Genomic DNA, 12,815 nt, shown 5'->3' on the forward strand with positions numbered 1-12,815 from the left:
AAGGTTCGAGGTGCTTGGAGGTGACGATGACCGCGCAGAACGTGGCCCTGGCCGTGTCGACCGTCATCTTCGCCGCCCGGGACACCGGACCCGACGGCCGCAAGGAGCTCTGGCTGCCCCTGGTCCGCCGCATCCGTGACCCCTTCCGGGGCATGTGGGCCCTGCCCGGCGGACCGCTCCAGGAGCACGAGGACCTCGAGGCCTCCGCCGCCCGCTCCCTGCAGCTCACCACCGGCCTGCAACCGGGCTACCTCGAGCAGCTCTACGCCTTCGGCGGGCTCACCCGCTCGGCCAGCGCCGAGGAACGGGTGGTCTCGATCGTCTACTGGGCCTCGATCCGCGCCGACCAGGCCGCCGACCTGCACGTCGACCTCAACGTCACGTGGATGCGCGTGGCGGACCTGCCGCCGCTGGCCTTCGACCACAGCGACATCGTGGACTACGCGGTCTACCGGCTGCGCAACAAGATCACCTACAGCCGCGTGGCCCACTCGTTCCTCGGCGAGACGTTCACCCTCGCCGAGCTCCGGGAGGTGCACGAGGCCATCCTCGGCACCGTCCTGGACCCCGCCAACTTCCGGCGCCAGGTGCTGGCCTCCGGCGCCGTCCTCGACACCGGCACCCGCCTGGAGGGCACCCGGCACCGCCCGCCCCGGCTCTACCGCCACGACTCCGACCTCGACCTCGCCGACCGCACCCCGGCCGGCCGCAGCACCCAGGAGCAGACATGACCTCCGTCGCCACCCGCATCGACCTGCTGACCGAGAAGCCCGCGAACCTGCCCGGCGCCACCCCGGCCCCGAGCACGTGCAGCACCGCCCTCGGGACGAGCCCGTGGGACTTCGCCCCCACCGTCTCGGCCGGCTACGGCCCCGGCGCGTCCCAGGACGACGCCGTGCCCGCCGGCTCGCCCGCCCAACCGGTCATCCCCGCCGAGTACCAGCAGGCGTCCGCGGAGGAGCTCGACCGCCGCATCGCCGCCGCCAAGGCCACCCTCGGCGACCGCGTGGTGGTGCTCGGCCACTTCTACCAGCGCGACGAGGTGGTCAAGCACGCCGACTTCCTCGGCGACTCCTTCCAGCTGGCCCGCGCCGCGCGCAGCCGCCCCGAGGCGGAGGCCATCGTCTTCTGCGGTGTGCACTTCATGGCCGAGACCGCCGACATCCTCTCCGGCGACCACCAGTCCGTGATCCTGCCCAACCTCGCCGCCGGCTGCTCCATGGCGGACATGGCCGACGAGGACTCCGTCGAGGAGGCCTGGGAGCAGCTCATGGACGTGCTCGGGGAGACCGACGACGACGGCCGGCAGAGCGTGATCCCGGTGACCTACATGAACTCGTCCGCGGCGCTCAAGGCGTTCTGCGGCCGCCACGGCGGCATCGTCTGCACCTCCTCCAACGCCGCCACCGTGCTGGAGTGGGCGTTCGAGCGCGGCCGGCGGGTGCTCTTCTTCCCGGACCAGCACCTGGGCCGCAACACCGCCAAGGCCATGGGGATCCCGCTGGAGCAGATGCCGATGTGGAACCCCCGCCACGACCTGGGCGGCAGCACCGCGGACCAGCTGGCCGACGCCAAGGTCATCCTGTGGCACGGCTTCTGCTCGGTGCACCGCCGCTTCACCGTGGCCCAGATCGAGCAGGCCCGCGCCGAGCACCCGGACGTGCGGGTGATCGTGCACCCGGAGTGCCCCATGCCCGTGGTCGACGCCGCGGACGAGTCCGGCTCCACGGACCACATCCGCAAGGCGGTCGAGGCCGCCGAGCCCGGCAGCACCTTCGCGATCGGCACCGAGATCAACCTGGTCAACCGGCTCGCCGACGAGCACCCCGAGCACACCATCTTCTGCCTGGACCCGGTGATCTGCCCGTGCTCCACGATGTACCGGATCCACCCCGGCTATCTCGCCTGGGTGCTCGAGGAGCTCGTGGCCGGCCGGGTGATCAACCGGATCGCGGTGGACGCCGCGACCGCCCGGGACGCCGAGGTGGCGCTCGAGCGCATGCTGGCGGCGCTTCCGCGGTGAGCACGCCCCCGTTCCCGCGCGTGCTCGTGGTGGGCAGCGGCATCGCCGGGCTCACCACCGCCCTCGCGGCCGCCGGCCGCGGGCTCGACGTGGTGCTGCTGAGCAAGGACGTCCTGGACGAGACGAACACCGTCCGAGCCCAGGGCGGCATCGCCGCCATGACGGCGGACCTGCCGGGCGGGCAGGCCCGGGACTCCGTGGCCCTGCACGTCCGGGACACCCTCGGAGCCGGGGCCGGCACCTGCGACGACGACGCCGTGCGCGTGCTCGTGCAGGACTCGGCCGCCGCCGTCACCGCCCTGGTGCAGCACGGCGTCGCGTTCGACCGCGCTGACGGCCCGGACTCCCCGTGGGTCGAGGGCCTCGAGGGTGCCCACTCCGTGCCCCGCATCCTGCATGCCGGCGGGGACGCGACCGGGCGGGAGATCCAGCGCGCCCTCGTGGCGGCGACGCTGGACGCCGAGGCCTCCGGGCGCCTGGACGTCCTCCGGCACACGATGCTCGTGGACCTGGTCGCGGACCACCACGGGAGCGTACGGGGGGCGCTCGTCCTCGACGGCGACCGGCTGCGCGAGCTGCGGGCGGACGCCGTGGTGCTGGCCACCGGCGGTGCCGGGCAGCTCTATCCCCACACCACCAATCCCACGGTGGCCACGGGCGACGGCATCGCCGCGGCCCTGCGCGCGGGAGCCGTCGTCGCGGACCTCGAGTTCGTGCAGTTCCACCCCACCGCTCTCGCCGCTCCCGGCTGCTTCCTGGTCTCCGAGGCCGTGCGCGGCGAGGGGGCGGTGCTGCGGGACGTCACCGGACGGCGCTTCCTGGAGGGCGCGCACCCGCTCGCCGAGCTCGCCCCGCGGGACGTGGTGGCCCGGGAGATCGTCCGCCGGTCGCTGGCCCAGGGAGGCCTGCCGGTGCTGCTCGACTGCACCGCCATGACCGCTCCGGCCGGCGCCGGGCACGCGGAGCCGGACACCGCCGAGCACCTGGCGCGCCGCTTCCCCACGATCGACGCCGCCGTGCGGGCGCACGGCCTGGACTGGTCCCGGGAACCGGTGCCTGTCACCCCGGCGGCGCACTACCTGATGGGCGGGATCGCGACCGACGACCGCGGCCGCACGAGCGTCCCGGGCCTGTACGCCGTGGGCGAGTGCGCGGCCACGGGCGTGCACGGCGCCAACCGGCTGGCCTCCAACTCGCTGCTGGAGGGCGCCGTGTTCGGCGCCCGCACCGCCGAGGCCCTGGCCGGGGACCTGCGGCCCGACGACGTCCGTCGGCCGCACTGGACCCGGCCGCGCCCGACCCGGGCGGGCGCCGCGGCGACCGCGGACCTCCGGGCCGACGGCACCGATCGGACGCATCCCGCTCCGACCTGCGGTGTCCGGCGGCACCCCGCCCGGCTCGCGCCCGGTGGCGTGCTGACCCTGCCGGACCCCGCCGGGGCGGGCGTGCCGTTCGACCGGCAGGCCTTCCAGGCCGCGATGTGGGCCGGCGCCGGCGTCCTGCGGGACGGCTCCGGCCTCGAGGCGCTGGTCCACCGGCTGGCCGCGCTCCGGCCGCCGGGCGCGCTCTCCCGCCACGCGGTCGAGGACCGGAACCTGCTCACCGTAGGACGCGCCGTGGCCGCCGCGGCCCTGCACCGCACCGAGTCCCGGGGCGCCCACTTCCGGGAGGACTGCCCGGTTCCCGAGCCCGCCCGCGCCGGGCGCACCTTCTGGCGCCGGGCGCGGGCGGCACCCCGCAACGGCCATCTGACCACTCCGAGTTCATATACGCACAACGACATGTTCGAGAGGATCTCCGCATGCTGACCCGAGCCGCCATCACCGAGGTCGTGGAACGGGGCCTCGCCGAGGACGCGCCCTGGGGCGACATCACGTCCGAGCTGCTCATTCCCGCCACCGCCCTCGCACGGGCCGAGCTCGTCGCGCGCGAGGACGGCGTATTCTCCGGCGGCCAGGTCTTCGCCGCGGCGTTCGCCGCCGTGGACCCTGCCGTGGCCGTGGAGCTGATCCCCGCCGACGGGGACTCCTTCGCCGCGGGGGACACGCTGGCCGTGGTGGCCGGACCCGCCCGGTCCGTGCTGACCGGCGAGCGCGTGGCCCTGAACCTCACCCAGCGGATGTGCGGGATCGCCACGCTGACGGCCCGCTACGTCGCCGCCGTCGAGGAGACCGTCTCCCGCGTCGAGCAGGCGGCGAACCTCCCGCCCGGCACGATCACCCGGACCCGGGTGGCGGACACCCGCAAGACCACCCCGGGGCTCCGGGCGCTGGAGAAGCACGCCGTGCGCAGCGGCGGCGGGCACAACCACCGGCACTCGCTCTCCGACGCCGTGATGGCCAAGGACAACCACCTGGCGCTGCTCACCGCCGACGGGACCGACCTGACCGGCGCGCTGCGGCAGCTGCGCCGTCGTCTGCCCCACACGGTGCACCTCGAGGTCGAGGTCGACCGGCTGGACCAGATCGAGGCCGTACTGGCCGGAGGCGCGGACACCGTGCTGCTGGACAACTTCTCGGTGGACGACCTCGTGAGCGGCGTGGCGATCATCGACGGCCGCGCGACGGTGGAGGCCTCCGGCGGGGTGAGTCTGGAGACCGTCGGGGAGATCGCCGCCACCGGGGTCGACGTCATCTCGGTGGGCGCGCTCACCCACTCGGCCCGCAATCTGGACCTGGGCCTCGACGTCGTCCTGGACGTCCGGGAGGGCTGACCGTGCTGTACCTCGACGCGGCCGCGACCACTCCCGTGCGGCGTGAGGTCCTGGAGGCCATGTGGCCCTACCTCACCCAGGAGTTCGGCAACGCCTCCAGCCACCACGAGGTGGGCCGCCGGGCACGGGCCGGGCTGGACGCGGCTCGGCAGGCCGTGGCCGAGGTGCTCAACTGCCGGCCCGCGGAGGTGGTCTTCACCTCAGGGGGGACCGAGGCGGACAACCTGGCGGTCAAGGGCATCGCCCTGGCCCGCCGGGACCGGGACGCCTCGACGACCCACGTGGTGACGAGCGCCGTGGAGCACCACGCCGTGCTGGACTCCGGGCGCGACCTGGCCCGCTGGGACGGCTTCGAGGTGACCGAGCTGGGCGTCTCGGCCGAGGGCCTCGTCGACCCCGCCGACCTGGCCGGGGCTGTTCGTCCGGGCACGGCGGTGGTATCCGTGATGCATGCGAACAACGAGACGGGTGCGGTCCAGGCGGTCGCCGAGCTGGCTGCGGTGGCTCGGGCACGGGGAGTCCCGTTCCATACGGATGCGGTCCAGGCGGCCGGGTCGCTGGAGCTGGACGTACAAGCGCTCGACGTGGCGGCGCTGAGCCTCGCCGGGCACAAGATCGGGGCGCCGAAGGGCGTCGGAGCGCTCTACGTGCGCCGGGGCACGCCCCTGCGCCCTCTGATGAGCGGAGGCGGGCACGAGCGCGGCCGGCGTTCGGGCACCTCCGACGTGGCGGGCGCCGTCGGTCTCGCCACGGCCCTGCGGCTGTCCGCCGAGGAGCGGCCGGCGAAGGCGGTGCGCCTGGCCGGGCTGCGGGACCGGCTGATCACCGGGGTCCTGGCCGAGGTGCCCACGGCCCTCCTGACCGGCCCCGACCCGCGGGAGCACCCGGAGTCCCGGCTGCCCGGGCACGCGTCCTTCTGCTTCCCCGGGGTCAACGGCGAGACGGTTCTGGTGGACCTGGAGTCGCGGGGGCTGCTCGTCTCCTCGGGGTCGGCCTGCTCGGCCGGGGACACCGAGCCCTCGCACGTGCTCACGGCGATGGGCTACCCGCCGGATGTCGCCACCACCGCGGTGCGCTTCACCCTCTCCGCCGACATCACGCCGGAGCAGGTGGACGGGATCGTCGCGGCCACGCGGGACGTCGTGCGAAGACTGGGCTCCCCGCACGGCTGAGCCCGCGGCTCAGCCCACCGGCACCGGGTGCTGCGCCCCGTCGTGGCGCACCATGAGCACCGGTTCGCCGGTCGTCTCCACGGTCCGCGTGCTGCCCTCGACCGGTGACCACGGACCCGTGGGACAGGAGCCGGGAGCCGGCCCCTCGGGCACGGCACTCGAGGCGCCGCGGCCGTCGAAGCCCTGCAGCCGGAAGCCGGTGACCGTCCCCCACCACGTGGTCTGCGGCCGGCTCGTGACCGCCCGGGACTCGGTGACGACCAGGTCCGTCCGCTGCGGGACGACCTCCGCCGTCCCGGTGTGGACGCACGACCAGGAGATGCCGGTGACCGACTCGGACTCGGCGACGAACTCCAGCGACGGGGCTTCGGCCCGCAGGGTCGCGTCGTCCCAGCCCAGCGCGGCCCGGACGGCGTTCCCGGTCACGAACCCCGTGCCGTCCTCGCGCAGTCCCGCGTCCGCCCACGGCGGCGCCGCCGCCCCGAGGGCCACCCCCGCCAGGGCCGCCAGTACCGCGATGACCTTCTGCATGTGCCGCCCCGTCTCCCCTGGTCCCCGGCGCCGCTCCCCCGGCGCCTTTCCGAACGCTAATGGATGGGCGGGGGGTGGATCGAGTTCCGTGATCGACCTGTGACCCCGCCATGACATGGGACGACATGCCCGGCCGTGCGGCCGCGCAGACAGCACAGGACCCCCGGACCGTGCGGTCCGGGGGTCCTGCTCGCGGTGGGCGGCGCGCTCCGCGCCGACCGAGCGGGGTGGGGATCAGACGATCGACGTGCCTCCGGTGCGCGCCTTCTCGAAGCGCTGCTGGACGTCGGCCCAGTTCACGATGTTCCAGAAGGCCTTGACGTAGTCGGCCTTGACGTTCTGGTAGTCGAGGTAGAAGGCGTGCTCCCACATGTCCAGCTGCAGCAGCGGGATCGTGGCGACGGGCACGCCGTTCTGCTGGTCGTACATCTGCTCGATGACGAGGTTGCCGCCGATGGGCTCGAAGGCGAGGATTGCCCAGCCGGAGCCCTGGATCGTGGTCGCCGCGGAGGTGAAGTGGGCGCGGAAGGCGTCGAAGGACCCGAAGTGGTCGTCGATCGCCGCGGCCAGCTCACCGGTCGGCTTGTCGCCGCCCTCCGGGGAGAGGTTGTTCCAGAAGATCGAGTGGTTGACGTGGCCGCCGAGGTTGAACTGGAGGTCCTTGGACAGCTTCGCCGCACCGGCGCCGTCGTCGTTGGCGCGGGCCTCGGCCATCTTCTCGAGGGCCGTGTTCGCACCGGCCACGTAGGTGGCGTGGTGCTTGTCGTGGTGCAGCTCCATGATCTTCGCGGAGATGTGGGGCTCGAGCGCCGCGTAGTCGTAGGGAAGATCGGGAAGGGTGTACTTCTCGGCCATAGGAGAATCCTTTCGATAGCTGTCGTGTGGTTCCACACTCGTCCCGCGCGCGCGCAGGGGTCAAGGAGGTTCCGCCACCAGCGTACGGTGCCCGCGGGCGCGCCGTGCCGGGGCTCAGAAGAAGTCGGGTGGGGTCTCGAGCGTGCAGCGGGGCGGGTGCGCCGTGAGCTGGGACGGCACGGTGAACTCGAACTGCCCCGTCTCCAGCAGCCGTTTGAGGTCCCCGAGCTCGGCGCCCAGGTTGCGGCGCACGATCCGCTCGGCCCACGCGGCGAGGCCGGCCCTCGCCGCGGTGAGCCGGCCGTCGACGGTGGTCCGCACCTCGGTGCCCCCGTCCACCGCCGCCCACGTGGTGACCGCCAGGAGATCCACGATCCCCCGGGTGGTCCGGAGCGCCAGCTTCCGCCCCGGTTCCTGTACGGAGACGATCGTGACGTAGGGGAAGCGGAGCGGGCCGACACGGCCGAAGAACTCCACGGAGGTCCCGGTCTGCAGCACCGGTGTGCTGATGGTGGGCACCCCGGCCACACCCCGGTGCCACAGAAGGAAGCAGCCGCTGTCGAGCAGGAAGCGCTCCACCACACAGGGGTCGACGCCGATCACCGCCTGGGCGTCCACGCGGAACGATGCCGGGCCGAGTGCCATTCCAACCTCCATGCCGGTCCCAGGGCCCGGAACGCCGCCGTGCGGGCCCGGAGGCATGGGCGGGAGCCTCCATCCATGCACAGACATTTACTTTAGCGATGGGTCGGACGGTGGGGCCAGTTCTGCGTGCACACCCGGTGGAGAAACTTGTCCACAGGTGTGGACGAGCGTGTGCAAAATTCGAACACGCGTACGCCTGCTCCTCGTCCGGGAGTGGAAATGCACGTCGGAGCAGGGCCCTGGGACGCTCCCCACGCGTAATTCCACCGGTGGAAGTTATCCACGCTGTGGACAATGCCTGTGGAGAAGATGTTGAGAACCCCGGACTCCGGAGGTCATGGAGGGTCGTACAGCGTATTTTCGGTCCGCCCGGACCGGGACGCCGGCCTCCTTCCCGGATCCGGGCGTCCCGGCGTCCCGGCGGCCCGGCGTCGGGGCGGAGCGGCGGGAGCAGCCGCGGTCAGCGGCGGGGACCCAGGCGCGGGGTCCCGGCGGCCGACCCGGCCCGCGACCGGGAGCGTCGGCGGACGAGCACGGAGAGCAGTCCACAGGCGAGGTAGCAGACGAGCACCAGCGCCCAGCCCACGGCGAAGGAGCCGGTGAACTGCAGCAGCACGCCCATGACCAGCGGTCCGGAGCAGAACCCGGCGTAGAGACCCATGGTGACCACACCGGTGGAGGCACCCACCCGTTCCGCCGGCACGGCTCGCATCGCCCCGGACATGACGATCACGCTGACCGCGAGTGCCGCCCCGCCGTGCAGCACCGCGGCCGGCCACACCGCCCACGCCAGTGCCGGATGCAGGGGAGCCAGCACCAGCAGGCCCGCGCTCACGGCCGCCCCCAGGGCCATGCCGGCGAGCAGGACGAATCCGTCGGCGCCCGGCCGGTCCATCACCCGCGCCCACAGCACGCGCGAGGCGATGCCCACCAGCGCGGCGACCGAGACCGTGGCCCCGGCCACGACGACGTCGAGGCCCAGTTCCCGGTGGGCGTAGAGCGGCAGGTAGACGTTGGCCGCCTGCGCCCCCAGGCCGGTCAGCGCCGCCGCGGCCGCGTACGCGCGCACGACGCCGGGCATCGGCGGGCGGCCCCCGGTCCGTCCCGGCGGGTGGGAGGACGACGGCCCTGGCCGGGACACCGGGGCCGGTCTGTCACCGGCGTGGTTCTCCGGGACGGTGCACCACCCGTGCACGAGCAGGAGCAGGACGGCTCCGGCGGCCACGGCCACGGCGGTGCGCCAACCCAGGAGCAGTCCGAGCGCGGGAAAGGTCAGCCCGGCCACCAGCTGGGCGGCCTGCACCCCGGCCTGCTTGACCCCGAGCCAGCTCGCACGCCGGTGGGCGGGCACGTGCAGGCGGATGAGCCGGTTGGTGGCCGGATTGGCCATGACCTGGCCGAGGCCGGAGAGCACCATGGCCAGCAGCAGCACGGTGTAGTCCGGTGCGACGGCGGCGAGGAGCATGGCCAGGACGGCCCCGCCGAACATCACGGCCAGCAGGGTGCGCGCGCCCAGCCGGTCCGCCCATCGGCCGGTCCGCACGGCGGTGACGGCGGCGACGAAGAAGGTCACGGTGGCGAGCAGCCCGAACTGCGCCTCCGTGAGCCGGAGGTCCTGGATCACCAGGGGGCTCATCGCGGAGAGGCTGTGCGTCAGCAGCGGGCCCACCGCCATCGTGGCCGTGAGCACGAGCATGAGGTTCGGCCCCGGGGCCCGCTCCCCCGGCGGGGTCACCGGGCGCGCCCCCTGCGCGGCCGGTCGGCGGCGTGCAGCCCGGCCACGCACGCGACGATGCCGGCCAGGAAGAGGGCCTTGAGCCAGGACATCTGCTCCTGCCCGGTGCCGGCCGCCCACGCGACCGTGAGCACGGCGCCGATCCCGGTCCACACCGCGTAGGCGGTGCCCATCGGCACGACCCGGGCGGCGCGGGCCAGGGTGATCATGCTCAGCACCAGCGCCACCGCGAAGAGCACGGTGGGGCCGAGGCGGGTGAGTCCCTCCGCGGCGCCCAGGGCCGTGGCCCAGACGGCCTCCAGGACCCCGCTCAGGAGCAGCAGCGCCCACGCCCGGGACCGCCGCGCCGCCGCGTCCGGCGACGCGGCGGGAGAGCGCGGGGACGGGGCGGGCGACGACGTGCGGCCGGTCAGCGGAGGTTCAGGCGACAAGCCGCAGTCCGATCACGCAGCCGATGATCCCGAGCACGAGCAGGACCTTGAAGGCGGTGGCGGCCTCCCGGCCGGTGAGCATGGACCAGGCCACGGTGAGGGCTCCGCCGATGCCCACCCACACCGCGTAGGCCGTGCCCGTGGGCAGGCTCGTCATGGCGTGGGCGAGACCGAACAGGCTCAGGGCCGCCGTCACCACGAACACCGCGACCGGGACCGGGCGGCGGAAGCCGTCCGAGGCGGCGAGCGCGGAGGCCCACACCGCCTCCAGGACCCCCGAGAGGACGAGCACGACCCAGGCCCCCACGGGTCAGCGCTTCGGGACCACACGGATCCAGAGGAACCCGTGAGCGTCGATCAGGAGGCCGTGGCGCAGGTCGAGCTCGGTGTTGCCGTGCAGCTCCACGGCCTGGTGCAGGAACCCGGAGAGGGTCTCGCCCGTGACGAACTGGGACCAGTCGGAGAAGTTGGCCAGGCACAGGATCATCGTGTTGCCGCCCGGGCGCTGGTAGCCCAGCACGTGCGGGTTGCGCGTGTCGAAGGGGATGAGGGCGTTGCCGTCGAACTCCGGGGCGCCGCGGCGCAGCTCGACCATCCGGCGGATGCCGCCGAAGATCCGGCCCTGCACGGAGAAGAGCTCGTGGCGCCGCTCGTAGTCCCGGACGGGCCGCGGCGGCCGGTGCACCCATCGGGCGTCACCGGCGTGGGCCGGGTCCTCGGCCCACGCGGGGTCGTTGAGCTGGCCGACCTCGTCGCCCAGGTACAGCAGCGGGACGCCGCCGGTGCTCATCGCGACGGAGTGCGCGAGCAGGATCCGATCCACCGCGGCACCGGGGTCCTCCGCGAGACCGAGCAGGGACGCGGTGGTCCCGCACACGCGGCAGTCGCCGGTGCGCGGATTCTCCTGGAACGGCACCCCGTCGGCGAAGCTGCCGGGGTGCCGGCCGGTGTAGAAGGCGTTGAGGAACCGGCGGTGGTCGTGGCCGTCGACACCGAGCCGGGCCGCGTCCTCGTCGGAGAACGTCCACCCGATGTCGTCGTGGCCCCGCACGTAGTCCACCCACGCGGTGCCCGGCGGCAGGGCGTGGCGCTCCTCGAGGGCCTGGGCCAGCAGCTTGGGCTCGCGGGTGGCCATCGCCTCCCAGGTCAGGGCCATCTGCAGGGGGTTGTAGGAGAGCTGGCACTGGCCGGGCTCGACGTACCGGATCACCTCGTCCGGGTGGACGATCGCCTCGGACTTGAACAGCACCGACGGCGCGGCGATGCGGCACAGCGCGTTGTAGGCCCGCAGCAGCACGTGGGCCTGTGGCAGGGACTCGCACGCGGTGCCCAGCTGCTTCCAGATGAACGCCACCGCGTCCATCCGCAGCACCTCCACGCCCTGGGCGGCGAGGAAGAGCATCTCCGCGGCCATGGCGCGGAACACCGCGGGGTTGGTGTAGTTGAGGTCCCACTGGAAGGAGTAGAACGTGCTCCACACCCACCGGGGGTCCTCCTCGGTGGCGCGGACCCGGGTGAAGGAGCCGGGATGGTCGTCCGGGAAGATCTCACGGGTGGTGCGCTCGAACTGCTCCGGGACGGTGCGGTCCGGGAAGATCCAGTAGTAGTCCTCGTACTCCCTCTCCCCCGCCGCGGCCCGGCGGGCCCACTCGTGCTCGTCGGAGGTGTGGTTGAAGACGAAGTCGAGGACCAGGCTGATGCCGTGGCGGCGCAGTTCCCGGCTCAGCTCGGCGAGCTCCTCCATGGTCCCCAGGCGGGGGTCCACACGGCGGTAGGACGACACCGCGTAGCCGCCGTCCGAGTTGCCCTCCGGGGCCTCGAACAGGGGCATCAGGTGGAGGTAGGTCAGGCCCAGTTCCTGGAAGTACGGGATCTGCTCGCGGATCCCCCGCAGGTTCCCGGCGTACCGGTCGACGTAGCAGACGCCGCCGAGCATCTGCCGCGAGCCGAACCACGCCGGGTCCTGCTCCCGGCGTGCGTCCAGGGCCTTGAGGTCGTCGGGGCGCTCGGCCCAGGAGCACGCCAGCTGCAGGCCGAGCTCGGTGAGCTGCTCCAGGAAGTCCTCGCGGTGGCCGTAGACCTCGGCGAAGAGCAGCGTCAGCCGGGGGAAGTGCTCGTCGAACCGTCGGTCGAAGTCCTTCCAGCCGGTCTCCGGCAGTTCGGCCGGACGGCGTTCGCGCACCTGCTGGCGCACGCACTCGGTGATCACACGGGCCTGGTTCTCGTGCGAGAGACCCGGGATCCCGGGCGGACTGGTGTTCGGCACACTGCTCCTTCGGTCGTCCACTCCTGGGCGGGGCGGTCTCCGAACTCGAGATCCTCCTTGACGACGAGCCCTCGGATGGTCACGGGCACATCCCGCGCGCGTCGGCAGGGGGCGGCCCGCACCTCAGCATACTGATGCGCTCCCGGGTTTTCAGCGGATGACCGGCACACCCCTCCACATCCCTGTGCACAGAGTTGTCCACAGGTGTGGACGGACTCTGGGGACAGCGGGGAAAACCGGCCGCTGCCGCCGTGTCCGCCCTGGCGGACGGCGGATCCGGCGGTGCCGGGCCGGGGGACGCGCATGTGGAGAACCCTGTGCAGGGCGGGTGGCGGTGCGGCGGCACCCGCCCTCGCCGGCACCGGGACCACGGCGGTGGACACGCCGGTGCCCCGGGGGCGTTCCCGCCCCCCGGGCACCGGCGTGTCCACCGGGCACCCGCAC

12 protein-coding genes are annotated in these 12,815 nt (G+C 73.5%); 5 read left to right on the plus strand and 7 right to left on the minus strand.

Going from position 1 to position 12,815, the window contains the following annotated elements; translation table 11 throughout:
- Window positions 1-26 precede the first annotated feature (26 nt).
- The 5 genes from ABL57_RS05085 to ABL57_RS05105 are packed head-to-tail and all read left to right on the plus strand — an operon-like array spanning window position 27 to window position 5,908.
- Complete coding sequence (locus tag ABL57_RS05085) at window positions 27-731, plus strand: NUDIX domain-containing protein (RefSeq protein WP_047802376.1); 705 nt, start codon at window positions 27-29, stop codon at window positions 729-731.
- Window positions 728-2,023 carry a quinolinate synthase NadA gene (gene nadA / locus ABL57_RS05090; protein WP_047802349.1) on the plus strand — a complete coding sequence of 432 codons (1,296 nt, stop codon included), beginning with the start codon at window positions 728-730 and terminating at the stop codon, window positions 2,021-2,023. Before ABL57_RS05085 ends, nadA begins: the two co-directional genes overlap by 4 nt.
- The gene (locus tag ABL57_RS05095; protein WP_082157238.1) at window positions 2,020-3,831 is read left to right on the plus strand and encodes an L-aspartate oxidase; all 1,812 of its coding nucleotides are present in this window, start codon (window positions 2,020-2,022) and stop codon (window positions 3,829-3,831) included. The genes nadA and ABL57_RS05095 overlap by 4 nt, the downstream gene beginning before the upstream one ends.
- On the plus strand, window positions 3,825-4,736 hold the full coding sequence (gene nadC, locus ABL57_RS05100; protein ID WP_047802350.1) for a carboxylating nicotinate-nucleotide diphosphorylase: 912 nt from the start codon (window positions 3,825-3,827) through the stop codon (window positions 4,734-4,736). The genes ABL57_RS05095 and nadC overlap by 7 nt, the downstream gene beginning before the upstream one ends.
- A gap of 2 nt (window positions 4,737-4,738) precedes the next feature.
- Window positions 4,739-5,908: a cysteine desulfurase family protein gene (locus ABL57_RS05105; protein ID WP_047802351.1), complete on the plus strand. Its 1,170-nt coding sequence runs from the start codon at window positions 4,739-4,741 to the stop codon at window positions 5,906-5,908.
- Between the two features lie 9 nt (window positions 5,909-5,917).
- On the opposite strand, the gene ABL57_RS05110 is transcribed toward ABL57_RS05105, so the two are convergent.
- From ABL57_RS05110 to ABL57_RS05140, 7 genes are all read right to left on the minus strand, one after another.
- Window positions 5,918-6,439 (minus strand): hypothetical protein, encoded by a 522-nt coding sequence (locus ABL57_RS05110; protein ID WP_047802352.1) that lies wholly within the window; start codon window positions 6,437-6,439, stop codon window positions 5,918-5,920.
- A gap of 234 nt (window positions 6,440-6,673) precedes the next feature.
- Window positions 6,674-7,294, minus strand: coding sequence for a superoxide dismutase (locus tag ABL57_RS05115; RefSeq protein ID WP_047802353.1), 621 nt, complete (start codon window positions 7,292-7,294; stop codon window positions 6,674-6,676).
- A 114-nt stretch (window positions 7,295-7,408) separates the two neighbouring features.
- Window positions 7,409-7,939 (minus strand): SRPBCC family protein, encoded by a 531-nt coding sequence (locus tag ABL57_RS20605; RefSeq protein ID WP_053004753.1) that lies wholly within the window; start codon window positions 7,937-7,939, stop codon window positions 7,409-7,411.
- Window positions 7,940-8,399: 460 nt separating this feature from the next.
- Complete coding sequence (locus tag ABL57_RS05125) at window positions 8,400-9,674, minus strand: MFS transporter (protein ID WP_047802354.1); 1,275 nt, start codon at window positions 9,672-9,674, stop codon at window positions 8,400-8,402.
- Window positions 9,671-9,997 carry a multidrug efflux SMR transporter gene (locus ABL57_RS05130; protein WP_047802379.1) on the minus strand — a complete coding sequence of 109 codons (327 nt, stop codon included), beginning with the start codon at window positions 9,995-9,997 and terminating at the stop codon, window positions 9,671-9,673. Before ABL57_RS05130 ends, ABL57_RS05125 begins: the two co-directional genes overlap by 4 nt.
- Window positions 9,998-10,094: 97 nt before the next feature.
- Window positions 10,095-10,412: a multidrug efflux SMR transporter gene (locus tag ABL57_RS05135; RefSeq protein WP_047802355.1), complete on the minus strand. Its 318-nt coding sequence runs from the start codon at window positions 10,410-10,412 to the stop codon at window positions 10,095-10,097.
- A gap of 3 nt (window positions 10,413-10,415) precedes the next feature.
- Window positions 10,416-12,314 (minus strand): amylosucrase, encoded by a 1,899-nt coding sequence (locus ABL57_RS05140; RefSeq protein ID WP_053004757.1) that lies wholly within the window; start codon window positions 12,312-12,314, stop codon window positions 10,416-10,418.
- Between the last annotated feature and the right edge of the window lie 501 nt (window positions 12,315-12,815).

The organism is Kocuria sp. SM24M-10, from assembly GCF_001027955.1.
Lineage (GTDB): Bacteria > Actinomycetota > Actinomycetes > Actinomycetales > Micrococcaceae > Kocuria > Kocuria oceani.

What these genes read in the sequence shown, in the direction of transcription:
- ABL57_RS05085 (WP_047802376.1), top strand. Translation starts at nt 27, where the DNA reads ATGACCGCGCAGAACGTGGCCCTGGCCGTGTCGACCGTCATCTTCGCC.
- nadA (WP_047802349.1), top strand. Translation starts at nt 728, where the DNA reads ATGACCTCCGTCGCCACCCGCATCGACCTGCTGACCGAGAAGCCCGCG.
- nadC (WP_047802350.1), top strand. Translation starts at nt 3,825, where the DNA reads ATGCTGACCCGAGCCGCCATCACCGAGGTCGTGGAACGGGGCCTCGCC.
- ABL57_RS05110 (WP_047802352.1), bottom strand. Translation starts at nt 6,439, where the DNA reads ATGCAGAAGGTCATCGCGGTACTGGCGGCCCTGGCGGGGGTGGCCCTC.
- ABL57_RS05115 (WP_047802353.1), bottom strand. Translation starts at nt 7,294, where the DNA reads ATGGCCGAGAAGTACACCCTTCCCGATCTTCCCTACGACTACGCGGCG.
- ABL57_RS20605 (WP_053004753.1), bottom strand. Translation starts at nt 7,939, where the DNA reads ATGGCACTCGGCCCGGCATCGTTCCGCGTGGACGCCCAGGCGGTGATC.